The sequence below is a fragment of the Bradyrhizobium sp. UNPF46 genome (genome assembly GCF_006658625.1).
Lineage (GTDB): Bacteria > Pseudomonadota > Alphaproteobacteria > Rhizobiales > Xanthobacteraceae > Bradyrhizobium > Bradyrhizobium nitroreducens.
The window spans coordinates 1-25010 of record NZ_LFJB01000073.1 but is presented as its reverse complement, the minus strand read 5'-3'; the positions used below and the strand labels follow the sequence as shown (position 1 = coordinate 25010).

The following is a 25010-nucleotide window of genomic DNA, read 5'->3' as shown; positions in this document are numbered from 1 at the left end:
TGGGTCAGACGAAACCGGGGCGCGCGCTCACGACGTTCGCGAGCGCGCGTCCCGGTTCAAATCATCAGGAGACGCGCGGCGTCCGCGACACATCCGAGGGCCCGCTTCGGCTGCTTGCGGTCCTGCCTGCGACAATTCCAGACGGCCAGGATGGCCTCCGTCCATCGTCCCGGATATGGCGAGACATTCCAGTGAACGATGTGCTTGGAGCATCGCAGGAATAACCTTTGCCAATCCCGGAGTTCTCGGGTCCCGCTCCGAAAAGGCGCATGGCACACGTGCTACCCGATCGTCTGCAGCGCCGGGAACGTCTCCAGCAGCCAGATGCTCACATTCGAGACCGCGCCGGTGAGAAAGCCGATGCCGGTGATCACCATCAACACACCCATGGCGCGCTCCACATTGACGAGGTGGCCCTTCATGCGCGCGAACAGCGCGGAGAACTGCTCGATCATCAGCGCGGCGACCAGGAAGGGAATGCCGAGACCCGCGGAATAGACCGCGAGCAGGCCGGCGCCCTTCGTCACCGTTGCCTCAGCCGCGGCGACCGAGAGGATCGCGGCGAGGATGGGGCCGATGCAGGGGGTCCAGCCGAAGGCGAAGGCGAGGCCCATGACATAGGCGCCCCAGAGGCCGACGGGCTTCGGGATCGGCAGCCGCCCCTCGCGCATCAAGAGGCCGATACGCGTCAAACCCAGGAAGTGCAGTCCCATCGCGATGATGACGATGCCGGCCAGGATCGACAGTTCCACCGACCAGGCGCGGATCAGCCCGCCGATCAGCGAGGCGCTGGCGCCGAGCGCGACGAACACGGTGGAGAAGCCGAGCACGAACAGCAGCGCCGACATCATGATCGCGCGCCTGGAGGCCGAGACCGGCTCGTCGCTCTCGACGTGCTCGATCGTGGCGCCCGTGAGGTAGATCAGATAGGGCGGGACCAGCGGCAGGACGCAAGGCGAGAGGAAGCTGACGAGGCCGGCAATCAGCGCCGCCGGGATCGAAACATTTTGCATGATGCCGTCTGAGCCATCTCAGGTGCCGGTACGGCGCGCGGAAAATGCGCCCGGCCCGGAGCCGAACCGGCTCTGGTGTAGCCGATGCCGGGGAATGCGCAACAGAGGCGCACAAAACCAGGGCTCCTCCCGATGCCGTCTGCGATCACAGGTGCGGCATCGGGACGCGCACAAATCTCGCCAAAAAGCGAGATTCGGCGGCGCGGCTACTTCACCACGCGGAGCAGCGGACGCCGGGGCTGGTCCTGCGTCTGCTTGGAAGGAGATGGCGGCTCGCTCGCGGCGCTCCGCAACATTTCGTCGCACAGCGCCTTGAGATCAGCGCTGTCAATTCCCTTGAGCTTCATCCTGACGTCCAGGATGACAATGGACAGCAACTCGGCCGACTCACGGCTGTTGCACGCGGTGAGAACCCTGCGGCACTCCTCGAGCGTTTCCAGGACCGACTGCAACTGTTCGTCTGAATGCGACACCGGCGTTCTTTCCGTTAATTCGGCCTGCGAGATGTGATTGCGACGACCCCTTCGGCCCCGATGGAGCCGCGAGGATAGCATGAGGCTGCGGTGCCTCCGAACCTGATTTCAGCGTGTTCCTGCTGTGGAACTGCGGTTCCCGCGACCATCGCCGCGCTGCGCCGTTGCACGCCATCGAAGCGATCGGCCGGGAAACGTCCGGCGCGCGACGATTGATCCATTGAAAGACACGGCGCCGGGTTGCGCGCGAAAACGATTGTTGCGGACAGCGCCTGCAATCCCGCAGCCATTTCACGGCTCGCAACGGAACTCACGCCACACCCCTCATTCGGACGAAAAATCCGCCCGATTCCCACCCCATGACAGCATCCCAATACCACCCACCAGATAGTAAGGATGACGGTTCAAAACTCACCATCCCCCAACCCGCCGTGGTTGTGGTTTGCGCCAGATTCTGCCAGTTTAGCCACCCGAAGGGACTTGTATGCACTCCTTGGCGGAAAGGGGCGTTCTTCTGGCGGAACGCCCAAAGACAAATCTCAGCGGCCTCTCTGATTGGGATGCGGCCCGCATATTCCTCGAAGTCGTCCGATGCGGAAGTTTCCGGTCGGCGGCCGAGCGCCTGTCGCTGTCGATCAACGCCGTGCGCCGGCGGATCGACGATTTCGAGCGCCAGACCGGCACCACCCTGTTCACCCGTGACGTCCACGGCACCCATCTGACCGATGAAGGCGCGCTGGTCGTCTCTGCCGTCGAACGCATGGAGGCCGCCACTTTCGACGTGCTGCGCGCCAGCGATTCGATGGCCAACGCGCTGTCTGGCGAGGTCCGGGTTGCCGTCACCGAGGGCCTCGGCACGTTCTGGCTCGCCCCGCGCCTGGTCGAATTCCAGCAGGCCTATCCGAAGATCCTGGTCGACCTGCATTGCGCGATGCGTTCGGCCGACGTCTCGCGCCACGAGGCCGACGTCGCCATTCATCTGTCCCGTCCTTCGGCACTCGACATCAAGCTGGTACGGCTCGGCCGCATGCACCTGATGTTCTGGGCCTCCGAGAAATACATCGAAAAGCATGGCGCGCCGCGATCGGCGGCGGAATTGATCAAGCATCGCCTGGTGCTGCAATTCGCCGACCAGCTCGCCGCCAAGGAATCCTTCGAGAGCTTCTTCCCGGGCGTTTCGGAACGTGACCTTCTGGTCATGAAGACCAACGTCTCGAGCGCCAACTATTGGGCGGTCGCGAACGGCGCCGGCATCGGCGTCTTCCCGAGCTATGCCATTGCGCTTGGCGGAAAACTAATTCCACTGGAGGTCGAGCTGAACCGACCGCTGGATATCTGGTTGTCCTACCATCCCGGTAGCGGCCGTATTCCGCGCGTGCGGCACATGATTGACTGGCTGATCGAGGCTTTCAATCCGGCTCGTTTCCCGTGGTTTAAGGAAGAGTTCGTGCACCCGCATGAATTCAAGGACTCCTATATGGGCGAACCCCTGACCCAGCTCTTCGGGGGATTTTCAACCGAAGAACAAAGGTGAGAACAGAGATGAAAGCAGCGGCAAAGAGAATGAAGCAGCGTAGTGCCGGCAAGCCGGACATCGAGCTCGGCAAGCGGATTCGTCTGCGGCGCGTCGAGATGAAGATCTCGCAGGCCGAGCTCGGCGAGAAGCTCGGCGTCAGCTTCCAGCAGGTCCAGAAGTACGAGAAGGGCGTCAATCGCGTGGGCGCGGCTCGCCTGCAGCAGATTGCCTCCGCCCTCGACGTGCCCGTGACCTTCTTCTACGACGGCGACAACAAGGCGCGCGAAGTCGAGAGCCTGCTCTTCCTCGATTCGGCCTTCAGCCTCCGCCTGCTGCGCGCCTACAGCAAGATCAAGGATCAGACGGTGCAGCGCCAGCTCGTTTCGCTGATGGAATCGATCGCGGCGAACGAAAGCTGAGATCGATCGACGGTCCGGTCTTCACGGCCGATCTTCAATCCGCCGCGTCACGGGGGCGCGGCCGGATTGAACGAGACTGGCCGGACCAGACCTCTCGAATCGGATCTGGCCCGCGCGCCTTCCCGCGCGTGGCCTTGGTTCTGAGGGCGGCCTGGCCGCCCTTTTTCTTGACCTTTTCCCGCCGTCCCTGCTTTTTTCGCGAACCCGTCCCCACCTCGCCGCGACCCAGTCGAGAGGCTCAGCACCGGACGCGCGGAGCTTTTCCGTCTGCCGTGCTTAATGGGACCTCAACACCGAAGCTCTAGTTTCTCGCCGATTTCGCGAATCGGCGCCCCGCAGCGGGGCGGTCCGCAATGCCAATGCGAGGGCCCGCCCGGGCCTCGTTCTCTTGAGGAAAATGGGACACATGTCGAAACGCCATGCGATGATCCTTGCCGTCGGCATGCTCGCCAGCGCCTCTGCGGTGGCGCAGACCGAGACCATCGGCCAGGCGACACCCAGGCCGGCAACGGCAGGGACGGTCCCGACTGCCGCCAATCCGGCCCACGCGGCCGCGCCGAAACCTGCCACGACGCCAGCCTCGACGCCGGAAAGCCGTTCGGCCGCCGCGCTCGCGCTGACGCACGAGCCGACCTATGACGAGGGCTCTGCGCAGCGCATCAGGGACGCCGCGCTCAGCTATTCCGATCTCGCGGTGCGCGGCGGCTGGCCGACCATTCCGGCGGATGCCAAATTCGCACCCGGCGCCCAGGGCGCCAACGACGAGCTGCTGCGCAAGCGGCTCATCCTGTCCGGCGATCTCGCCGCCGACAAGACGGGCGGCGCATTCGACCAGGACCTCGCCGACGCGGTGAAGCGCTTCCAGGCCCGCCACGGACTGGCCCCAACCGGCGCGATGACGCCGCGCACGATCGCCGCGATGAACGTCTCCGTGCAGAAGCGCATCCGGCAGCTCGAAGCTTCGCTGCAGCGGCTCGAGAACATGAACTTCGACTTCGGACAGCGCTATGTCGTGGTCAACATCCCCGCCGCCTTTGCCGAGGCGGTCGAGAACGACGTCGTGGTGCGGCGCTACCGCGTCATCGTCGGCAAGACCGAAAAACCCTCGCCGACACTGACGGCCCAGATCACCAGCGTCGTCCTCAACCCGACCTGGACGGTGCCGGCCTCGATCGCCAGGACCGAGATCTCGGCGCATATGCGCAAGGATCCGACCTACCTGTCGCGCATGCACATGGAGGTGCTCGACGCCCACGACAATCCGATCGACCCGCATTCGGTCGACTGGTCGGGCACGCACACGCCGAACTTCACGGTGCGTCAGCACAACGGCAGCTTCAACGCGCTTGGCGCCGTGAAGATCGACATGCCGAATTCCTATTCGGTCTACATGCACGATACCAACCAGCGGAACCTGTTCAGTGACGACTACCGCTTCGATTCCCATGGCTGCTCGCGCGTCGACAATGTACGCGATCTCGCCGCCTGGCTGCTCAAGGATCAGCCGAAATGGAGTCGCGCCGCGATCGATGCGGAGATCGCGACCGGACAGCATCTGGAGGTCGCCATGGCCAGGAAGGTGCCGGTGGCCTGGATCTATCTCACGGCGTGGATGACGAAGGACCAGACCGTCCAGTTCCGCAACGACGTCTATAACCAGGACGAGCAGTTGCTGGAGGCGACTGCCGAAGAGGCGGCGTTCTTCAGCAATGCCGGCAGCCATCCGCTGACCGCACACATGCATGTGACGCGGTAGGCACGTCTGCCGCCATGCAAGCGCTGCAAAGGCTGTTGCGAAGCCCCTCGCCTTGCCGCGGTTGACCCCGGCCCTGTCGGGGCCGCACATTGCGCTTGCCCCACGACAAGCGAGCGCGCGATGCCAGACATCTCCGGTGAAACATCCTACGCCGACGGCAAGATCCTCAAGCAAGTCACCGATGGCGTCGGCGTGATCACCTTCAACAATCCCGCCAAGCGCAACGCGATGTCGCTGGAGATGTGGGAAGGATTTGGCGAGGCGCTGACGGCCTTGCGCGACGACGAGACGGTACGCGTCGTCATCCTGCGCGGCGCGGGCGGCAAGGCGTTCGTGTCAGGGGCCGATATCAGCCAGTTCGAGAAGACGCGGCATAACGCGGCCGCGTCCGAGGAATATGCCAGACGCAGCGCAGCCCAGCGCGCTCTGCTCGCCGACTACCCCAAGCCGACCATCGCCTGCATCGAGGGCTTTTGCCTTGGCGGCGGCATGCAGGTCGCGATGCTCGCCGATATCCGCCTCGCCGCGGATGGCAGCCAGTTCGGCATTCCCGCGGCAAGGCTCGGCATCGCCTATGGCTATGACGGCCTGCGCCATCTGGTGTCGCTGGTCGGCCCGTCCTGGGCGCGGCTGCTGATGTACACGGGCATGCGGATCGATTCCGCCGAGGCCGTGCGCATCGGCCTGGTCGAGCGCGTGTTCCCTGTCGACGAGCTCTGGGGCGAGACCATGACGATTGCCCAGACGATCTCGCAGAACGCGCCGCTCGCGATCAAGGCCGCCAAGATCACCATCGCGCAAGTGTTGAAGGACGAAAGCCGACGCGACATGGAGGCGATCAAGGCGATCGGCACCGCATGCATGGACAGTGCGGACTTCCGTGAGGGCCGCCAGGCCTTCATGGAGAAGCGGAAGCCGAAGTTCCAGGGGAAGTGAACCAACGTTCAGGAAGATTAAATTCCTCGACAACGCGTACCGCGATAGCAACCAACTGATCCCTCGCAGGTTCTTCCGCCACCAACGAGGGAGATTGCGATGAAACTCAAATTTGCTGTTCTTGGTCTGGCTGCCCTGGGCGGCGCGGCGCTCGCGTCAGGGCAGGCGCTCGCCGCGATGCCGAACGGCATTCCGCAGGCCGACCGCGTCGCAAGCGGGCCGGCCGCAAATGTCGATCAGGTGCGCATGGTCTGCAATGCCTGGGGTCGCTGCTGGTGGCGACCGAACTATTACCGTGCCTATGGCTATTACGGCCCGCGCCGCTTCTACGGGCCACGGCCATATGGCTATTACGGCCACCGTCACTGGCGTCGCTGGTAAACGACGAAGGGGCCCCGGGGGCCCCTTTTTCATGCGCGCGCGTCGATTATAGCGCCCCTAGCACCGCCTTGGTGATATCCGCCGTGCCATTGCTGCCGCCAAATTCCATCGGCTTGATGCCTCCGGCATAGACCTGATCGATCGCACGCTCGATCTGTTCGCCGGCTTCCGCCGCACTCTCCACACCATGCTTCTCGGCGAGCCAGTCCAGCATCATCGCCGCCGACAGGATCATGCCGGTGGGATTGGCCTTGCCCTGCCCCATGATGTCAGGCGCGGTGCCGTGACACGGCTGGAACACCGCATATTTGTCGCCGATGTCGGCCGACGGCGCCATGCCGAGGCCGCCGATCAGGCTCGCGGTGATGTCGGAGACGATATCGCCGAACATGTTCTCCATCACCATCACGTCGAAATCCCAGGGCCGCTTCACCAGCATCGCCGAGCAGGCATCGACATAGAGCCGGTCGGTCTTCACGCCGGGATGTTTCTTCTCGATCTCGTCGAAGATGCCGCGAAAGTACGCAAAGGCCTTGAACACATTCGCCTTGTCGACGCAGGTCAAGGCGCCGGGCTTGCCGCGCGCCTTGCGCCGCTCGGCCAAGCGAAACGAGAACTCGAACAGGCGCTCGGAGGTCTTTCGCGTGATCACCATGGTCTCGCGCGCGTCCTCGTGCGTGACGACACCCTTGCCCATCGAGGCGAACAGGCCCTCGGTGGATTCGCGGATCACGACGAGATCGATGCCGCGCTGGTCGGCGCCGACGATCGGACTAGGCACCCCCGGAATGAGACGCGCCGGACGCACGCCGGCATAGAGATCGAAGATGAAGCGCAGCTCGATTTGCGGCGCGATCTCGGTGTTATCCGGGTAGCGCACCGATGGCAGGCCGCAGGCACCGAGCAGGATCGCGTCGGCATCCTCGCAGAGCTTGATCGTGCTGTCCGGCATCGACTTGCCGGTGGCAAGATAGTTGGTGGCGCCGGCCGGCGCCTCGGTAAAGCGGAAGCTCAGGCCGGATTTGTCGCCGACCTTGCGCAGCACCTCGAGCGCCGGTGCCATGACTTCAGGACCGATGCCGTCACCGGCAAGCACGGCAATGTGGAAGGCGTTGTTTGCGGACATGAGGGTTCCTAAGAGAGGAGTCATTCCGGGGCGGTCCGCAGGACCGAACTATGGTGCGCAATTGCGCACCTGAGAATCTCGAGATTCCTAGTTCGATGCTTTGCATCGCCCCGGAATGACGTAAAGAGAAACTACGGCGTCAGCACCGTGCGGCCGACCACCGCCCCCTGCTGCAACTGCACCAGCGCGTCGTTGGCCTTGGCGAGCGGTGCCGTCGTCACCGGGATCGGCGGTATCTTCTTGGTGCGCACGAGGTCGAGCAACTCCTGCGTTTCACGCAAGTTTCCGACATAGCTGCCCTGGATCGTGATCGCCTTGATTGGAATCAGCGGCAGCGCCCACGTCGCGCCACCGCCGAACAGGCCGACGATGACGAGCTTGCCGCCCTTGGTCAGGCAGTCGAAACCAAGCTGCGTCGTGGCGGCATTGCCGACAAGGTCGATCACGGCACGGATCGGCCCACCCGCCTTCTTGGCAAGCTGCTCCAGCGCATCCGGCGCCTTGGGATCGACGGTGGCGAGCGCGCCGGCTTTTTCGGCCGCCTCGCGCTTCCTGGCGTCGATATCGACCATGATCGCGCCCTTGCCGCCCATCGCCTTCAACAGCGACAGCGCCATCAGGCCGAGGCCGCCGGCACCGAACATCACGATCGGCGTGTCGAAATGCTGCTCCACCTTCTTGAGCGCGCTGTATGTCGTGACGCCCGAGCAGGCATAAGGAGCGGTCGTCGCGGGATCGAGGCCTTCCAGGTTGAGCAGGTAACGCGGATGCGGCACCAGCATGTGATCGGCATAACCGCCGTCGCAATAGACGCCCAGCGATCGCGGCGTCAGGCACATGTTCTCATCACCGGCGAGGCACGTCGCGCACTTGCCGCAGCCGATCCAGGGATAGACGAGGCCGACATCGCCGAGCTTGAGATCGCCCTGATCGATGGGCTTGACGTCCGGCCCGAACGCCAGGACCTCGCCGACCGTCTCGTGGCCCATGGTCAGCGGCAGGTTGATGCCGCGATCCTTCAGCGACAGCGGCTTGCGGCCATGGCCGAGATCGTAGCCGCCTTCCCAGATGTGGAGATCGCTGTGGCAGACGCCGGCGGCCTTCACCTTGATCAACACCTGCGTGCCCGTCGGCTGCGGCGTCGCCTCGTCGAACTCCTGCAGCGGCGCCTTGAAATCGGCAACCTTGAAACTCTTCATTGGCGTCCTCCCGCATGCTTCTTGTCGCCACGCCACCATGCCATGGCCGGCAAGGCCAGACAAACCGGTCTTAGTTCAGGCCAGCGGATGATGGCAAGCTGCGAACTGGCCGGGGGCGACCTCGCGCAACTCCGGTATCTCCGCGCTGCATCGCTGATCAGCCCGCGGGCAGCGGGTGCGAAAGCGGCAGCCGGACGGCGGCGCAATCGGCGATGGCGGCTCGCCAACGGCCACCCCCTCGACGGGACGGACGTCCGGATCGGGGACCGGAATCGCTTGCAACAGCAGGTCCGTATAGGGATGAACGGGCTTGGCGAACAATTGCTCGGACGGACCGACCTCGCAGAGCCGGCCGAGATACATCACCGCGACGCGGTCGCTGACCGCTTTGACCACTGCGAGGTCATGCGCGATGAACAGCAGCGTCAGCCCGAAGCGCGCCTTCATCTCCTCCAGCAGGTTGAGAATCTGCGCGCGGATGGAGACGTCGAGCGCCGAAACCGGCTCATCGCAGACGATGAACTCCGGGTTGAGCACCAGAGATCGCGCGATGCAGATCCGCTGGCATTGCCCCCCGGAGAATTCGTGCGGCAGGCGGTTCGCCACGAGCTCGGGGTCGAGCCCGACCGCCGAAAGCACTTCGTGAACCCTGCGCTTGCGCTCGGCGGCGTCCTTGACGCCGGCAATGATCAGCGGCTCGGCCACGATGTCGCCGATCCGCCGCCGCGGGTTGAGCGAGGCGATCGGGTCCTGGAAGATGAGCTGCACGCGGCGGCGCATCTTGCGCAGCGCCTCGCCCTCCATCGCGGTCAGATCCTCGCCGTCGAACAGCACGCGGCCGGATTTGGCACGGCGCAGCTGCAGCACCGCGCGCCCCAGCGTCGACTTGCCGCAGCCGGATTCGCCGACCAGCCCCAGCGTCTCGCCGCGCGCGACCTGCAGGCTGACGCCGGAGACGGCATGAACCGTCTTGTTGCCGAGACCATATTCGACGACGAGATGATCGACGTCCAGAAGCGGCTCGGCCCGCACGGCAAGCTGCATCATGCGTCAACTCCCGCCGCCATCTGGATCGGGTGGAAGCAGGCATAGAGATGTCCAGGCGTCTCCGCGCTCGTCAGCGCGGGCTTGGTCTCGTGACAACGGCCTGCGGCATAGCGACAACGCGGCGCAAAGGAGCAGCCGCGCAGTGGCCGTGTCGGATCCGGCGGCCGGCCTGAGATGGCCGGCAGCGGCGTATGCGGCGCGGCATCCAGCTTCGGGATCGCGGCCAACAGCGCCTCGGTGTAGGGCATATGCATGCGCTTGAACAAGGCTTGCGTCGGCGCGCGCTCCACCACCCTGCCCGCATACATCACCGCGACCTCGTCAGCCCGGCCAGCAACGACGCCGAGATCGTGGGTGATGATGATCATCGCCATGTGGCGGCGGCGCTGCTCGCGCGCGAGCAGATCGAGGATCTGCGCCTGGATGGTGACGTCGAGCGCGGTGGTCGGCTCATCCGCGATCAGGAGCTTCGGCTCGCAGGACAGTGCGATCGCGATCGCGATGCGCTGGCGCATGCCGCCGGAACATTGATGCGGATATTGCGCGAGCCGCTGCTCCGGCGCGGGAATGCCGACGGCCGTCAGCAGCTCGATGCTGCGCGCCATCGCAGCGGACGCGTCGAGCTCGAGATGCTCCTGGATCGTCTCCATCAGCTGCGTGCCGATCGTCAGCACCGGATTGAGCGAGGTCATGGGGTCCTGGAACACGACTGCAAGGTCTCGCCCGCGCAGGCGCCGCAGGCTTTCCGGCGCGAGGCGCGCCAGGTCCTGGCCATCGAACATCACGCGTCCCGTGAGCTTGGCCTTCTTCGGCAGCAGCTGCAACACCGCGCGCGACAGCATGGTCTTGCCGCAGCCGGATTCACCGACAATGCCGAGCGTGCGGCCCGCCTCGAGCGACAGATCGACGTGATCCACAGCGCGCAGGTTTCCGCGCGGCGTCGGCAGCTCGACCGCGACGTCCGCGATGGTCAGGAGCGTGCTCACAGCGCCCCCTGACGCGGGTCGGTCAGTGCCCGCAGGGTATCTCCGACCAGGTTGAAGGCCAGCACGGTGAGGAACAGCCCCGCCGCGGGCAGGAAGGCCAGCCGCGGCGCGACGTCGAGGCTGTCGCGCCCCTCGCCGATCATGCTGCCCCAGCTCGCCATCGGCGGCGGCACGCCGAGGCCGAGGAAGGACAGCGCACCCTCGACCACGATGGTGACGGCGACGCCGAGCAGAAAGAAGGCCAGCAGCGGCAGGATCACGTTCGGCAACAGCTCGCGCACGAGGATGCGCGCATGACTGGCACCCAGCGCCTCGGCCGCGATCACGAATTCCCGCCGCGCCAGCGTCAGCGTCGCCGCGCGGGCCACCCGCATGAAGGCGGGAATGCCGAGTACGCCGAGGATCAGGGTGAGGTTGGGGACGGACTGGCCGAGATAGGCGGTCACGGCGAGTGCGAAGATCAGCGGCGGAAAGGCGAGCAGCACGTCCATGCTGCCGACCACGAGCGTCTCGAACCGGCCGCGGAAATAGCCGGCCAGCAGGCCGAACGCGCCGCCGATGGTCAGGCCGATCATCGGTGCGATCAGCCCGACCGTCAGCGAGGCCCGCGCGCCGAAGATCAGGCGGGCGAGCTCGTCGCGGCCGAGCCCGTCGGTACCGAGCCAGTGCTCGGTAGAGAACGCCGCGCGGCGCTCCAGCATGTCCATGTCGACAGGGTTCTGCAGCGGCAGCACCGGGGCGAGGATCGCGAGGGCCAGGATGATCACGAGCCAGGTGCTCGCGATCCAGAACAACAGGCCGAGCCTGCGCTTGCGCCTGCTGGGGGCGGCCGTCGCGTCGTCCTTTATCGAAAGCTCAAGCGTGGCCATGACGGATCCTGGGGTCGAGCACCGCGTAGAGCATGTCGACGATGAAGTTCACGATGACGAAGCCGCAGGCGACCAGCAGCACCACGCCCTGGAGGATGACGAGATCGCGGGTGTAGATCGCCCCGACCAGGAGCCGGCCGATGCCCGGAAGCGCGAAGATCGATTCCACGATCAGCGTGCCGCCGAGCAGGCGGCCGATATTGATGCCGGTCACCGTCACCAGCGTCAGCGACGACGGCTTCAGCGCATGCACGAACAGGATGCGCGCCGGCTTGAGACCTTTCGCTTTCGCCAGGGCGATATAGTCCTCCTGCAGGGTCGCGATCATGTCGGACCGCAGCACCCGCATGATTCCCGGCCATTCGGCCAGCGCCAGCGTCAGCGCCGGCAGCACGAAGAAGCGGAGATTGTTCAGTGGCTCTTCGGTGAAGGGCACATAGCCGGTCGCCGGCAGCCAGTGCAGCTCGACCGCGAACAGATAGATCAGCAGGATCGCCACCAGGAAGGATGGCATCGACAGGATCGCGAACGCGCTGCCGGTCATGAAGCGGTCGAACGCGCCACCGGCCCGTGCCGCGCAGGCGATCGCGACGGGAACGCCGATCACGAGGCCGATGAACTCGGCCATCAGCATCAATTGGAGCGAGACCGGAATGCGCTCGGCGACCGCCTGCAGCACCGTCTGCCCGGTGCGGTACGAGCGGCCGAGATCGCCCTGCAGGACATGGCCGAGCCAGCTCAGATAACGCCACCACAGCGGCTGATCGAGCCCCATGTCGCGGCGCAGCGCCGCGACATTCTCAGGCGTCGCCTGATCGCCGAGGATGACGAGAGCGAGATCGCCCGGCAGCAGCGAGGCGATCAGGAACGTCAGCAGCGAGACGGCGAGCAGCACCGGCAGCATGGCAAGCAGCCGCCGAACGACGAAGTTCAGCATCGCGCCATCATTCCAGCCAGGTCATCGAGACATCGATCACGCTGTTGTAGATCTTCGGGAAGCCCTTCAGCTTGGCGCTCGACAGCGCGTAATAGGTGTTCTGGAAGGTCCAGAACCAGATCGCCTCCTTGTTGATCAGGCGGCTGATGGCGCAGTAATCCTCGGTCCGCTGGCCGGGATCGGCCGTGACGCGTGCATGGTCGAGCAGCCTGTCGAGCTCGGGATTTGAAAAGCCGGCGAGCGCAAGCGGACTGCCGCTGCGGAAATTCGCGTACATCTGCGGATCCGGATCGGCGAGATCGACGATGCGCCATGGCGTCATCTGGAACTGGCGGGTGAAGGCGCGCGAGGGAATCGTGGCCTGGTCGACCTGCTCGATCTCCATGTTGGCGCCGACGCGCTTCCAGAACTGCTGGAGCACCTGGCCGACCATGCGGCCCCTAGGCGTCGCGGTCACCAGCGTCTTGAACTCGACCGGCTTGCCGTAATCCTTGATCAGCGCCTTGGCCTTCTCGACGTCGAAGGGCAGCGCGCCGTCGTCCTTGCACTTGACCCAGGAGCCGTCGCCATAGGGATTGCTGGCGGGCCGGCTCAGGCCGTTGCTGATCGCCTGCGACATCTTCGGACGGTCGATCGCCATCACCAGCGCCTGGCGCACACGGACGTCGTCGAACGGCGCGACCTTGGTGTTGAAGGCGTAAACCTGCGCGCCCGAGCCCTTGTAGGTGTGAACGGTGAGCTTGGAGTCCTTCTGCGCCTTCAAAATATTGTCGGCGTCGTTCTCGTCGTCCCAGATGATATCGGCTTCGCCCGATTGCAGCGAAGCGAAGCGCGACTGTGCGTCAGGCAGCGGCTTCAGGACGATGCGGTCGAGATAGGGGCGGCCCTTGTCCCAGTAGTTGGGATTCTTCTCCAGCACCATGCGGTCGCCGGCGGTCCAGGATTTCAGGATGTAGGGCCCGGTGCCGACGGGATTGCGGTTGTAGTCGTCGCCCTTGGTCTTCCAGGCCGTCGGCGAATGAATGACGTTGTTCTGGCTCTGGATGGTAATCGTCGCCGGCAGGTTCACCGAGGGATCGGTGAGCTTGTAGACGATGGTGTCGTTGTCGGGGGCTAGCACCTCCTTGACGTTGGTGATGTAGAAGGCGCAGCGGCACTTGTTGGCCGGGTCCTTCTGCCGGTCGAAATTCTCCTTGAAGGCCTGGGCATTGAACGGCGTGCCGTCGTGGAATGTCACGCCCTGGCGCAGCTTGAAGGTCCAGGTCATGTAGTCGTCGGAATGAGTCCAGGACACCGCGAGCTTGGGCGCGGCCTCGCCCTTGTCGTCGAGCGTCGTCAGCGTATCGAAGATCGCGGCGGCCGCGGTGAAGGTGGAGGTGTCGTAGACGCCGACCTTGAGCGGATCGAAGCCCGCAATCTCCAGCTCCTGGCCGACGGTGATGCTGCCGCCGGATTTCTGCGCCTGCGCGGGCTCAGCCAGCGGAAGGAGCGCAAATGCCGCAACAAGGAAAATCGGCGCGTGCTTGCGCGCCGCAGCAGCAGACTTCGTCATGGTTCCTCCCGGGATCCCTCGTCCGATGTTTCGGATCGCTGAATGACTGGAGGCGAGATTGGCGACAAATGCTCGCGACGGCAAGGGGCACGCGCGACAGATCAAACGCCGCAGGTGCGGCGCAATGTTGCTCAGCGTGTCGCGGCTGTTTTGCCTGTCGGAATTGGCGCGTCGTCAGCGAGGCCGATCTCATGGCGCAGCCCATCGGTATGCTCGCCGAGCACGGCCATCGTCTTGCCGGGCGTGATGTCGGCGCCCGACATCCGGAATGGCAGGTTGAGCACCTGGAACGAGCCGCCCTCGTCCCGCACCTCGGAGAGCGCCTGCCGGTGCGCGAGCTGCGGATCGGCCAGCGCCTCGGACACGGTGCGATAGGCCGAAGCCGGCACGCCGGCCGCACCGAGCGCTGCGAGACAGGCGTCGGTCGTGAGCCGCCGCGACCAGGCTTCGACCCCGTCCATCACCTCGGCCCAGTTGTCGCGGCGAGCCGCATAGTTCGCAAAGCGCGGGTCGGTGATCCAGTCGAGGTGCCCGATCACGCCCATCAATGCCTGGAAGGTCTTCTCGCTGGCGACCGTGATCATGACGTAGCCATTGGCCGTCTCGGTCGGGCCGAACATCGGGCGCGGCGGCGGCTTCACCGCGAATTGGGCACTCTGCAATTCGGTCAGAGTCAGCGACAGCATCGTTTCCAGCATGGAGACGTCGATGTGCTGGCCGATCCCCGTCACGGTGCGCTGATAGAGCGCGGACGCGATCGCGCCGAAACCGTAGGTCCCGCTGACGACGTCGGCGTGGTAGATGCCGCAATAGTCCGGACGGTTGCGGCCCGGCTGGTAGGCGAGATGCGCCATGTCGTAGCCTGAGGCCGCGTGGATCACCGGGGCGTAAGCAGGCAGCTCGGCCGAGGGGCCGGTCTGGCCGTAGCCGGAGATCGAGCAATAGATCAGCCTCGGATTGACCGCGCGCAGCCTGTCATAGTCGAGCCGCAGGCGGTGCATCACGCCGGGACGGAAGTTCTCAACCAGAACGTCTGATGTCGCGGCCAGCCGGCGCACAGCCTCCTTGCCGTCCTCGGACTTGAGGTCGAGGACCATGCTCTTCTTGCCGACATTGAGCTGGCCGAACGCGGTGCTGCAGCCGTTACGCAGCGGTGGCCGGGTCCGCATCGTCTCCCCGCCGTCGGTCTCGATCTTGATGACCTCGGCGCCCATATCAGCTAGCATCCGCGCGCAGTGAGGACCTGCGATGGTCGTCGAAAAATCCAGGACCCGCAGGCCTGCGAAGGCCTTTGTCGTCGTCCCCTCATGCTTATCTGCTAGCTGCATGCGTGCCGCGTCCTCGGGTTTTTGGAACTACGGAAGTTCTCTCTAGTTGATGCGGCGACCCTAGAGGGCGGCGGCTGAGTAGGAAAGTGTTTACCGAAAAGACGCGCCGCGTGGGCGGGCTTTAAGAAATTCCTGGGCAACTGGACCCGTTCTTGCATAGCAGCAAACGGGATCGGAAGAGGGCAGCTGTTCTTGAGGGTCTTGTTCGTCACCACGGAGATGGACGACTTCGTCCGCGTCGGCGGACTTGGCGCCGTGTCCGCTGCTCTGCCCCGCGCTCTTCGCCCCTTTGCCGATATCCGGATCATGTTGCCCGGCTATCGCGACATCATCGAGCAACTCACGCATATTCAGATCGTTGGCCGCTGTCCGGCGTTCGCGGAGATGCCCGCCTGCTCGCTCGGCCGAGCCGCGACCAAGGACGGAATGCCCGTCTACGTGCTGTTGTGCTCACAGCTCTACGACCGGCCCGGCAATCCCTATGGCGACGAGTCCGGGCGCGACTGGCCGGACAACGACATCCGATTCGCGCGCTTTGCCTCGGCAGCCGCTGAGCTGGCCATGGGCAAGCTGGACAAGAATTGGGCAGCAGACCTGATCCATGCCAATGACTGGCAGGCTTCGCTGGTGCCGGCCTATCTCGCCTGGCGCGGCGCCAAGCTGCCGTCGATCCTGACCATCCACAACCTCGCCTATCAGGGCCTCTTCCCGAAGGAGGCGCTGCGGCGCATCGGCGCACCGGAGAGCTCCTTCCACATCGACGGCGTCGAATTCTATGATCAGGTCTCCTTCCTCAAGGCCGGGCTGGTCTACGCCTCGCACCTCACCACCGTCAGCGGGACCTATGCGCGCGAGATCACGACGGAGGAATTCGGCTGCGGCCTGGAGGGCCTGCTCCGCCTGCGCTCGGACGCCTCCGAGCTCACCGGCATCCTCAACGGCATCGACGAGAGCTGGGACCCGCGCTCCTGTGCCCAGCTTGCCCAGCAGTTCGGCGCCGGCGACTGGGCCGGCAAGAGGGCCAATGCGGATTACGTGCGCAAGCAGTTCGGCTTGGCGGTGTCGCGCGGCCCGATGTTCGGCATCGTCGCGCGCCTCGTGCACCAGAAGGGCATCGACCTCGTGCTGTCGGCGGCCGACGAGATCGTCGATGCCGGCGGGCAGATCGTGGTCACCGGGTCCGGAGAGCCGGCGCTGGAGCAGGCCTTGATCGACGCGCATCGCCGCCGCCCCGACGCCATCGGCGTGGTGATCGGCTTCAACGAGGCGCAAGCTCGCCGCATCTTTGCCGGCAGCGATTTCACGCTGATGCCCTCGCGCTTCGAGCCGTGCGGGCTCAGCCAGATGTACGCCCAGCGCTTCGGTTCGCTGCCGATCGGGCACCAGACCGGCGGCCTTGCCGAGACCATCACCGACGGCGAGACCGGATTCCTGTTCTCGAAGCCCTCGCGCGACTCCTTCCTCGGCGGCGTCCGCCGGGCCTTCTCCGCCTTCATGGCGCAAGACCAGCTCGACACCATGCGCCGCAGTGCCATGGGACGGTCGTTCTCCTGGACCATCTCGGCCGGCAGCTACAACGCGCTGTATCGGAAGCTGGCCTCGGTGTGAGGCCGAGACGTTTCCTCATACTCCGTCATTGCGAGCGCATCCCTCTGCACGCGTCATTGCGAGGAACTCTTGCGACGAAGCAATCCAGAATCTTTCCGCGGAGGGACTCTGGATTGCTTCGCTGCGCTCGCAATGACGACGCGGAGAAAATCGCGCGGCCCACTCCGCTCTCGTGCCCCGGACGCAGCGCAGCGCGTCGCCCTTGCGACGTGGTGCGCTGCTGAGCCGGGGCCCATGTCTCGACTGCGTTCGTGGCTTCTGGGTCCCGGCTCCGCGCTGCAACGCTCGTGCGTTGCAGCTAGTCCGGCACACGACGGGAGCGCTCAGCGACGCGCATCCATCTGCGATCGTCCGGTCCACACTCTGTTGAGGCAGCGGGTCATCCAGTCGGGCTGCAGCTCGCCCCGCAGCCGCGCCTGCGCTTCCTGGTAGGGACCGACATAGCGCAGCCGGTCCGGTAATTTCGGATAGATGCGCCGGATCCATGTCAGCGCGTTGTCGGCCGCGCTCTTGTCCCGCTCATCGAGCCTAAACCCGAAGCCTGATCGCAATCGCTCCGGCAGCATTCGCGCTGTGATCGCGCGATACCATCGCGGCGGCCGCAGCCACGGACGCGCGCCCGAGAAGATTTGCATGGCGATCTCGCGTGCTGCCGGGCTGACGGTCAACGTATCCGACTGCACCATCGCGGCATTGTAAGCAGCAAAGCCGGCCCAGTCCCCCGGCAAATCGACCGCCGTCAATCCGAACAAGGCACCGAACAGCCGGCTCTCGGTCCAGTAACGCTCGCGCTCCTCCACAGAGAATGGCGGCAAGACCAAATCGTGCGCCATCAACGCGGTCTCGACCAGCGTCGCATGAACCCAGCGCAGCGAGGCGATGTCGTTGGCACAATAGCGCGAACCCGCAGCAAAGGGGCCGACCGTCTCGGGCATCTCTCCGACGATCATGCCGTGGCGCCGGTGCAGCTGCCGCGACGACAGCAAGGCACGGTCGAGCGAGCCGAACACCATGGCGAAGACGATGTCGAAAGTGCGATGGAAACGTCCGATCGGATCGGCGAAGGTCTTGGAGTGCTCGGCGATGGCAGCCGCCACCCAGGGATGGGCCAGCTGCAGCAACAGCGCGCGGCCGGCACCGAGAAAGATGACGGCCTCACGGTCGATCCGCCAGGTCAGCGTGTCAGGACCGAACACGCCCGCCATCGGTCCCGCCGCGTTGGCGCGGACCTGATCGAGGGCTGCCTCAAGATCGTTCGCTGACACCACTTGCCAGGGGCCTTTCGCCTTGCGGATCGCCGACGATCCGCAAGGCCTGTGGCAATTCGATGATGAGCAGCTCTATTCCGCTGCCATGGGCATCTCGTCCGTATGCTCGTGCAGCACCACGCCGGCCAGCGGATCAAACTCGCCGACCCACGGCTTGCGCGTCAGCACCGACTTCGTGTGAGCGTAACCAGCGTGCCAGCGCCGCGTGATCCCCGACGGACTGAAGTCGATATCCTTGGTGTGGGTCTCAAGCTCCAGCTGCGGCGCCAGCAGCCGCACCACATGCATGCGGGTCGGACAGCCGTAGCTCGTCAACTCCCTCACCGCGGGATCGTTACGCTCGGCCTCCGGAAGCCGCGCTGCGAGCTGGTTGATGACATGGCGCAGGCGGTGGGCCTGCTGCTGGCGTGCGATCTGGCTCGAAATGCGGCTGGAATACTGCACGTCCTTGTGGCGGTTCAGCACCTCCGCCATCGTCGTCGGCTCGGCGCCGACGGGATTCCACAAATGCACGGAGAAGATCAGCGAATCCCGTCGCGGATTGTCGTCGAACACCGCCTCGGTCGGCGTGTTCGACAGGATGCCTCCATCCCAATAGAGTTCGCCGTCGATGCGCACCGCCGGGAAGGCCGGCGGCAGCGCGCCCGAAGCCATCACATGCTTCACCGTCAGTTCGCCGTCACGGCTGTCGAAATAGCGCATCTGGCTGGTGCCGACGTGCGCCGCACCGACCGTCAGGCGCGGCGCGCAACGATTGGCGAGATCGAAATCGACCAGCTCGCTCAGCGTCTTCTCCAGCGGCGCGGTCGAATAATAGCCCGCGTTGTCGGCGCCGAGCGGATAGGAATCGCCGGCATGTGCCAGCGGATTGGGCCGGAAGAAACCGGGAATGCCGTGCGTGACGGTCGACCAATAGGCCAGCTTCTCGTTGAAGCCGGGAAACGCGGATCGCCAGTCCCAAACCGGCTTCTGCTCCATCCGCATCCAGAATTCCCTCAGGCGCGCAAGTCGATGCTCCCGCGGATTGCCGGCGATCAGGCTCGCATTGATGGCGCCGATCGAGGTACCGATGACCCAATCCGGCTCGATGCCGGCCTCGTGCAGGGCCTGGTAGACGCCGGCCTGATAGGAACCGAGCGCGCCGCCGCCCTGAAGCACGAGAACGACCTGACCCGGCAGATCGTGACCCTTGCCCGGTGTGTTGTCGTGTCTGCCGTTCATGTCAGGCTCCTGCATTGGTCGAATATTCGACTTGTTGCGCCGGCTCATGTCAATGCGCCGTCCAGCCGCCATCGACGGGAAGCGCGATCCCGGTGATCGACGCGGCCGCGTCCGTCGACAGGAACACCGTCAGCGCACCGAGTTCCTCGACCGTCGCAAAGCGCTTGTTCGGCTGCTGCGCCAGCAACACGTCACGAATGACCTGGTCGCGGGAAATGCCGTGCGCCTTGGCCTGCCCGGCGATCTGCGCTTCGACCAGCGGCGTAGAGACGTAGCCGGGACAGACCGCGTTGCAGGTGATGCCCTCCTCCGCAGTCTCCAGCGCCGTGACTTTGGTCAGACCGACGATGCCGTGCTTGGCTGCGACATAGGCTGCCTTGAACGGCGAGCCGACCAGGCCGTGCGCCGAGGCGATGTTGATGATCCGCCCAAAACCGCTCTGCCGCATCGCCGGCAGCGCGAGCCGCGTCGTGTGGAAGGCCGAGGTCAGGTTGATGGCGAGGATCTGATCCCATTTCTCGACCGGAAACTGCTCGAGCGGCGCGACATGCTGGATGCCGGCATTGTTGACGAGGATGTCGAGCCGGCCGGACTCGGCGATGGTCGCCGCGATCATCTCGGCGATCGACTTGGGCCTCGTCATATCCGCCGGCGAATAGCTCGCCTTGACGCCGAACTCGGCGACGATCTGCTCGCGTACCTTGCCGATCTCGGCGGCGACGCCGAGGCCGTTCAGCACGACGTCGGCGCCGGCCGCCGCCAGCGCACGTGCGATGCCGAGACCGATACCGCTGGTCGATCCCGTGACCAGCGCCACCTTGCCGGCCAGCGCGCGTGCCGGCTGAGACGTCTGCGGCTTCAGCGGTATGTTCATGACACGATCTCCATTGGCGATGACTGGGCTCCCAGCCTTCGCAAGACCCTGGAAGATCGGTCGCCCGAACGGAAATACCGGCTGGCTTCCGAATCCATAGGCGCGCGCTATTGCGGCTGGGATGTCATTCGACGGCCCGATCGGATAAGGTCGCGCCGTCTTGCTGGGAGCCGATTCATGGAAATGCATCAGGTCCGCTATTTCCTCGCAGTCGCGCAGCTGCTCAATTTCACGCGCGCGGCGGAGGAGTGCAACGTCACGCAGCCTTCGCTGACGCGCGCGATCAAGCAGCTGGAGGCCGAGCTTGGTGGCGACCTGTTTCGCCGCGAGCGACCGGCGGCGCAACTGACCGAGCTCGGCCAGCGCATGCATCCGCTGCTGAAGCAGTGCTATGACGCCGCAGCCGGCGCGCGCTCGCTCGCCTCCTCGTTCAAGAGCGGCGAGGTCGGCGCGCTGCGTATCGCGCTGACGCATTCGATCGATCTGGCATTGCTGATTCCCCATCTCAACGAGATCAGGCGGCAGTTCAACCGGCTCGAGCTGCGCTTCCTGCGCGGGACGGCCCGCGAGGTCGGCGATTTCCTCAAGAAGGGCGAGGCCGAGCTCGGCATCGCCGCCGAGATCGACGAGGCCTGGGACCGGCTCGACGTCTGGCCGCTGTTCACGGAGAGCTTCGAGCTCGTCGTTGGCGACGGACACCGGCTGGCCGGCCGCAGCAGCATCGAGCTGGAGGATCTGCGCTCCGAGCAATTGCTGAGCCGGACCTTCTGCGAGCACGCGCGCCGCATCTCCGCGAGCCTGCGCGAGCACGGCATCGAGCATGGCCACGAGATCTCGAGCGAGCGCGACCTGATCGAGCTGGTCGAAGCCGACATCGGCGTTGCCATGGTGCCGCACACCTCGCCTTTGCCGGACACGCTGACGCGCGCCACCGTCGCCGGGCTGGATGCCCGCCGCACCGTCAGCCTTTACGGCGTGGCCGGCCGGCAGCGAACGGCAGTCGCCAATGCCGTGATGCGCATGCTGCGCGGCGCCGACTGGCGCAAGATCGCGGGGTAGTGGAGCGTTGCACCAGGTGAGACGCGTGTTGCTGTGCCCTCTCCCCTTGTGGGAGAGGGCAGCGACGCCGGTAGACGCAGACTCGCTTGGGTGAGGGGTATGTCTCCGCGAGCGACGGCACATGCGGAGAGAAACCCCTCACCCGTCTCGCGCTTCGCGCCGAGCCACCCTCTCCCACAAGGGGAGAGGGTAAAGAGTGTGCGCGGCTAGTTCTCCCGGCTCGCGCTCTCCAGTGCCGCGAGCAGATCGTCGATCTCCATGCGCTTGCGGAAATCGGGGTCGACGAAGCGCGCTTTCACGATGCCGTCGCGGCCGACCACGAACACCGCCGGGATCGGCAGCATCCAGCCGTCATTGCCGTGGAATTTTGTCATATCCTGGTAGGACAGCAGGCGCTGGATCTCGGTGCCGAGCCAGATCGCGAGATTGAGCGACAGCGCATAGCCGTTGTCGAGGTCGGTCAGGATTGGAAACGGTGCGCCGGACTCGGCCTTGAGGCGTCCAGTGTATTCCTGTGTCTCCGGCATCACCGCGACGACCTGCGCCCCGATCGCCTTGATGCGGTCGAGCGCCTGGACCACGGCGCGGACGTTGAGCCGGCAATAGGGACACCAATGGCCGCGGAAGAACATCACGGCGAGCGGACCGCGCTCCAGGAGCGACGGCAGCGTGACGAGACGCCCGCCCTCGTCCGGCAGCATGAATGGCGGCATCGCATCGCCCGGGCGCGGTGCGGTCTCGCCGCCGCCGTTACCGCCCAATCTCGCCACCAGGCGATCGACGGCCTCGCCATAGGCCGGAAACACCGCACGGCTGGCATCGGCATAGGCACGGAGCTGCTCGTTCAGCGTGCCGTCCATGTCGCGGCAGCGCTGGAAGGCAAGCCTGAGCTGTTCGGCATCGGCAGGCGAGAGAGATGTCATCTTCTGCTCCGGCATTCTCCAAGGCGAATATTAGATTCCCGGTTCGGCCGCCCGCAAGGGGCGGCCGCGATGCCAGGCCCCGTTCAGTTCACGTAGAAATTTCCGGTCGGATCGAGCCGTCCCGAGGTGGAGTACAGCGATCCGTTGCTCATGAAGAAGACGGTGTTGTCGGGCACCTTCTTGGCGTTCTTCATCATGGCCTCGTGGTTCTTCTCGGCCGGGGCCATCGCCATCGCCGACATCTTGCCGGGACCACCATAGATATAGGCCATGCCGGCCTTGAAGTCCCAGGCGGCCTCCGAGAACGCGGAAGTGGCGATGACCGCAAAGGCGGCGGTGGCGATCAGAGTCTTGGACAATTTCGGCATGGGGGTGCTCCTCGGGATTGACGTCGACGCCCGCCAATCGGGCGCCCTGTCATCGGACGCCGAATGCCGCGAAAGCGGAAATGCCGTTGCCCAATCGGATCGATAGCCACCGCGCATCGAGATAGCGCACCGCTATCGCATCGAGAGCAAGCCGGCATTTCAGGATGGATGCGATCTCGATGAAGCTCCCGTCATAGCCGACGACCAGCGGGGTTGCGGCCAACACAGGAGACCTCCCCATGTCCCAGAGCCATCCCTCGTTCCGTCTGATCTGGCCCGGCCTTGCCATCGCCAGCGCCCTCGCGCTCTCGGCGCAGCCCGTCGTTGCCGGCGAATGTCCGGCCGGCAAGATCAAGCCCAACGCCCAGCAGATGGTCGACTACAAGCCCGTCGGCGTTACCGATGTCACGCTCGGTGCGATCGACCTCGGCAGGCAGCCGGCCCATATCGAGGGGCGCGAGCTGCGCTTCCGCAAGCTGACCATCGAGCCCGGCGGCATCGTGCCCTGGCACAGCCACGACGACCGTCCCGCGTTGATCTTCGTGCAGCAGGGCGAGATCGTCGAATACGCCTCCAACTGCGTCGATCCGATCGTGCACAAGGCCGGCGACATCCGTCCCGAGGTCAACGGCACCTCGCATTGGTGGAAGAATCTCGGCAAGGAGACCGTCATTCTCTACGTCGGCGACGTCCGCAAGGATCCCAACGATCACCACATGTAACGGCTTTTGATGCTCCGTCATTCCGGGGCGCGCAGCGAACCCGGAATCTCGAGATTCCGGGTCTGGTGCGCCGGCCCGCGCTTTGCGCGTCCCGTTCGCACCAGCCCGGAATGACAAGTCGAGAGAAATCACGCCATGACCGATCTTTCCGCGTCGATCAAACCGGCCGCGATGGCGCTGGACGCGCACTCGCCGGGTCTGGCACTGCGCTCGCTCGTGATCGGCCTCACCGCATTCCTGACCGTCGTCGATCTCTTCGCGACGCAGGCGATCCTGCCCACGCTCGCGCGCCATTACGACGTCACGCCCGCCGCGATGGGCTTTGCCGTCAACGCCAGCACCTTCGGCATGGCCGCAGCCAGCCTCGTCGTCGGCTTTTTCAGCCCGCACATCAACCGGCGGACCGGCATCCTGCTCAGCCTGGCACTGCTGGCGATCCCCACCAGCCTGCTGGCCTCGGCACCGAATCTTGCCGTCTTCACCGTCTTGCGGATCGCGCAGGGCCTGTGCATGGCGTCCGCCTTCGCGCTCACCCTCGCCTATCTCGGCGAGCAATGCAGCGCGATGGACGCCGGCGGCGCCTTTGCCGCCTACATCACCGGTAATGTCGCGAGCAATCTCGTGGGACGGCTGATCTCGGCCGCCGTCGCCGACGGACTAGGTCTTGCCTGGAATTTCTATCTGTTCGCGGCCCTCAACCTCGTCGGCGCAGTGCTGGTCTATTTCACGATTCGACGCGTGCAGCCGATGCATACGATGATGCCGGCCGCTTCACCGCTCAAGGCCATGATCGCGCATTGGCGCAATCCGAGGCTGTGCGCGGCCTTCGGCATCGGCTTCTGCATTCTGTTCGCCTTCATCGGCACCTTCACTTTCGTCAATTTCGTGCTTGTGCGGCCGCCGCTGGCATTGGGCATGATGGATCTCGGACTCGTCTATTTCGTCTTCCTGCCGTCGGTCGTCACGACGCTTCTGGCTGGCAAGGTGGCCGCGCGGCTCGGAACGCGTCCGACGATCTGGGGCGCGCTCGCCGTCGCCGGCCTGGGTCTGCCCTTGATGCTGATGCCACATCTGAGCGAAGTCCTCACCGGTATGGTTCTGGTCGGCGTCGGCACATTTTTCGCGCAGGCCGCCGCGACAGGCTACGTCGGACAGGCGGCTGCCGACAACCGCGGCATCGCCAGCGGGACCTATCTTGCGTGCTATTTCTGCGGCGGGCTGGTCGGCACGGCGGTGCTCGGGCGCCTGTTCGACGCCTTCGGGTGGCACGCCTGCGTGTTCGGCGTCGGCGTGGCCCTTGGGGCGGCGGCCCTGCTCACCTTCGCCCTGAAGCGCTAGAGCATCTTCGGTTCTGATTGAATCAGAACCGAAGCTCTAGATTCTTGTTTTGACGCGTTTTCTTCACGCGAACCGGTGTCCACTTCGCTCG

At 65.2% G+C, this 25010-nt stretch carries 25 protein-coding genes; 9 read left to right on the top strand and 16 right to left on the bottom strand.

Annotation, left to right across the window (positions count from 1 at the left end; all coding sequences use genetic code 11):
* Nucleotides 1-281: 281 nt before the first annotated feature.
* Nucleotides 282-1013: a cytochrome c biogenesis CcdA family protein gene (locus tag UNPF46_RS26710; RefSeq protein ID WP_142251990.1), complete on the bottom strand. Its 732-nt coding sequence runs from the start codon at nt 1011-1013 to the stop codon at nt 282-284.
* A gap of 206 nt (nt 1014-1219) precedes the next feature.
* Complete coding sequence (locus tag UNPF46_RS26705; protein ID WP_097659543.1) at nt 1220-1486, bottom strand: hypothetical protein; 267 nt, start codon at nt 1484-1486, stop codon at nt 1220-1222.
* Nucleotides 1487-1970: 484 nt separating this feature from the next.
* Here UNPF46_RS26705 and UNPF46_RS26695 point away from each other — a divergent pair, with 484 nt between their 5' ends.
* From UNPF46_RS26695 to UNPF46_RS26675, 5 genes are all read left to right on the top strand, one after another.
* Nucleotides 1971-3020, top strand: coding sequence for a LysR family transcriptional regulator (locus tag UNPF46_RS26695; RefSeq protein WP_100179801.1), 1050 nt, complete (start codon nt 1971-1973; stop codon nt 3018-3020).
* Between the two features lie 29 nt (nt 3021-3049).
* The gene (locus UNPF46_RS26690) at nt 3050-3421 is read left to right on the top strand and encodes a helix-turn-helix domain-containing protein (protein WP_020608151.1); all 372 of its coding nucleotides are present in this window, start codon (nt 3050-3052) and stop codon (nt 3419-3421) included.
* Nucleotides 3422-3827: 406 nt separating this feature from the next.
* Nucleotides 3828-5177: a L,D-transpeptidase family protein gene (locus UNPF46_RS26685; RefSeq protein WP_142251989.1), complete on the top strand. Its 1350-nt coding sequence runs from the start codon at nt 3828-3830 to the stop codon at nt 5175-5177.
* 120 nt (nt 5178-5297) lie between these two features.
* Nucleotides 5298-6113, top strand: coding sequence for an enoyl-CoA hydratase (locus UNPF46_RS26680; RefSeq protein ID WP_142251988.1), 816 nt, complete (start codon nt 5298-5300; stop codon nt 6111-6113).
* A 99-nt stretch (nt 6114-6212) separates the two neighbouring features.
* A complete protein-coding gene (locus UNPF46_RS26675) occupies nt 6213-6494 on the top strand; it encodes a hypothetical protein (protein WP_142251987.1) in 282 nt (93 codons plus the stop codon).
* Nucleotides 6495-6540: 46 nt separating this feature from the next.
* Here UNPF46_RS26675 and UNPF46_RS26670 read toward each other — a convergent pair whose 3' ends face one another.
* The 8 genes from UNPF46_RS26670 to UNPF46_RS26630 all read right to left on the bottom strand — a co-directional run bounded on the left by UNPF46_RS26670 (nt 6541) and on the right by UNPF46_RS26630 (nt 15538).
* Complete coding sequence (locus UNPF46_RS26670) at nt 6541-7620, bottom strand: isocitrate/isopropylmalate dehydrogenase family protein (protein ID WP_181770125.1); 1080 nt, start codon at nt 7618-7620, stop codon at nt 6541-6543.
* Between the two features lie 131 nt (nt 7621-7751).
* Nucleotides 7752-8819, bottom strand: coding sequence for an alcohol dehydrogenase (locus UNPF46_RS26660; RefSeq protein WP_100179796.1), 1068 nt, complete (start codon nt 8817-8819; stop codon nt 7752-7754).
* Nucleotides 8820-8894: 75 nt separating this feature from the next.
* Nucleotides 8895-9866, bottom strand: a complete 972-nt coding sequence (locus UNPF46_RS26655; protein WP_100179795.1) for an ABC transporter ATP-binding protein — start codon at nt 9864-9866, stop codon at nt 8895-8897.
* Complete coding sequence (locus UNPF46_RS26650; protein ID WP_142251985.1) at nt 9863-10852, bottom strand: ABC transporter ATP-binding protein; 990 nt, start codon at nt 10850-10852, stop codon at nt 9863-9865. The genes UNPF46_RS26655 and UNPF46_RS26650 overlap by 4 nt, the downstream gene beginning before the upstream one ends.
* Nucleotides 10849-11721 carry an ABC transporter permease gene (locus UNPF46_RS26645; RefSeq protein ID WP_100179793.1) on the bottom strand — a complete coding sequence of 291 codons (873 nt, stop codon included), beginning with the start codon at nt 11719-11721 and terminating at the stop codon, nt 10849-10851. The genes UNPF46_RS26650 and UNPF46_RS26645 overlap by 4 nt, the downstream gene beginning before the upstream one ends.
* Nucleotides 11708-12658, bottom strand: coding sequence for an ABC transporter permease (locus tag UNPF46_RS26640; protein WP_142251984.1), 951 nt, complete (start codon nt 12656-12658; stop codon nt 11708-11710). Before UNPF46_RS26640 ends, UNPF46_RS26645 begins: the two co-directional genes overlap by 14 nt.
* A 7-nt stretch (nt 12659-12665) precedes the next feature.
* Entirely contained in the window at nt 12666-14210 is a 1545-nt protein-coding gene (locus UNPF46_RS26635; protein WP_142251983.1) for an ABC transporter substrate-binding protein, read from the bottom strand.
* Between the two features lie 131 nt (nt 14211-14341).
* On the bottom strand, nt 14342-15538 hold the full coding sequence (locus UNPF46_RS26630) for a CaiB/BaiF CoA transferase family protein (protein WP_142251982.1): 1197 nt from the start codon (nt 15536-15538) through the stop codon (nt 14342-14344).
* Between the two features lie 192 nt (nt 15539-15730).
* Here UNPF46_RS26630 and glgA point away from each other — a divergent pair, with 192 nt between their 5' ends.
* Nucleotides 15731-17146, top strand: coding sequence for a glycogen synthase GlgA (gene glgA / locus UNPF46_RS26625; protein ID WP_100179789.1), 1416 nt, complete (start codon nt 15731-15733; stop codon nt 17144-17146).
* Between the two features lie 323 nt (nt 17147-17469).
* Here glgA and UNPF46_RS26620 read toward each other — a convergent pair whose 3' ends face one another.
* The 3 genes from UNPF46_RS26620 to UNPF46_RS26610 all read right to left on the bottom strand — a co-directional run bounded on the left by UNPF46_RS26620 (nt 17470) and on the right by UNPF46_RS26610 (nt 20509).
* On the bottom strand, nt 17470-18414 hold the full coding sequence (locus tag UNPF46_RS26620) for an oxygenase MpaB family protein (protein ID WP_181770124.1): 945 nt from the start codon (nt 18412-18414) through the stop codon (nt 17470-17472).
* A gap of 72 nt (nt 18415-18486) precedes the next feature.
* Nucleotides 18487-19635, bottom strand: a complete 1149-nt coding sequence (locus UNPF46_RS26615) for a DUF3734 domain-containing protein (RefSeq protein ID WP_142251981.1) — start codon at nt 19633-19635, stop codon at nt 18487-18489.
* 49 nt (nt 19636-19684) lie between these two features.
* Complete coding sequence (locus UNPF46_RS26610; RefSeq protein WP_142251980.1) at nt 19685-20509, bottom strand: 3-hydroxybutyrate dehydrogenase; 825 nt, start codon at nt 20507-20509, stop codon at nt 19685-19687.
* 177 nt (nt 20510-20686) lie between these two features.
* On the opposite strand from UNPF46_RS26610, the gene UNPF46_RS26605 reads away from it, so the two are divergent.
* The gene (locus UNPF46_RS26605) at nt 20687-21568 is read left to right on the top strand and encodes a LysR family transcriptional regulator (protein ID WP_100179787.1); all 882 of its coding nucleotides are present in this window, start codon (nt 20687-20689) and stop codon (nt 21566-21568) included.
* Nucleotides 21569-21774: 206 nt separating this feature from the next.
* Here UNPF46_RS26605 and UNPF46_RS26600 read toward each other — a convergent pair whose 3' ends face one another.
* The 3 genes from UNPF46_RS26600 to UNPF46_RS37685 form a co-directional block, all read right to left on the bottom strand.
* On the bottom strand, nt 21775-22491 hold the full coding sequence (locus UNPF46_RS26600; protein WP_142251979.1) for a peroxiredoxin-like family protein: 717 nt from the start codon (nt 22489-22491) through the stop codon (nt 21775-21777).
* A gap of 83 nt (nt 22492-22574) precedes the next feature.
* A complete protein-coding gene (locus UNPF46_RS26595; protein ID WP_142251978.1) occupies nt 22575-22859 on the bottom strand; it encodes a hypothetical protein in 285 nt (94 codons plus the stop codon).
* Nucleotides 22860-22908: 49 nt separating this feature from the next.
* A complete protein-coding gene (locus tag UNPF46_RS37685; RefSeq protein WP_181770123.1) occupies nt 22909-23085 on the bottom strand; it encodes a hypothetical protein in 177 nt (58 codons plus the stop codon).
* 13 nt (nt 23086-23098) lie between these two features.
* Here UNPF46_RS37685 and UNPF46_RS26590 point away from each other — a divergent pair, with 13 nt between their 5' ends.
* Together UNPF46_RS26590 and UNPF46_RS26585 are read left to right on the top strand one after the other, a co-directional pair.
* The gene (locus UNPF46_RS26590; protein ID WP_142251977.1) at nt 23099-23581 is read left to right on the top strand and encodes a cupin domain-containing protein; all 483 of its coding nucleotides are present in this window, start codon (nt 23099-23101) and stop codon (nt 23579-23581) included.
* A gap of 135 nt (nt 23582-23716) precedes the next feature.
* A complete protein-coding gene (locus tag UNPF46_RS26585; protein ID WP_142251976.1) occupies nt 23717-24919 on the top strand; it encodes an MFS transporter in 1203 nt (400 codons plus the stop codon).
* Nucleotides 24920-25010: the final 91 nt, after the last annotated feature.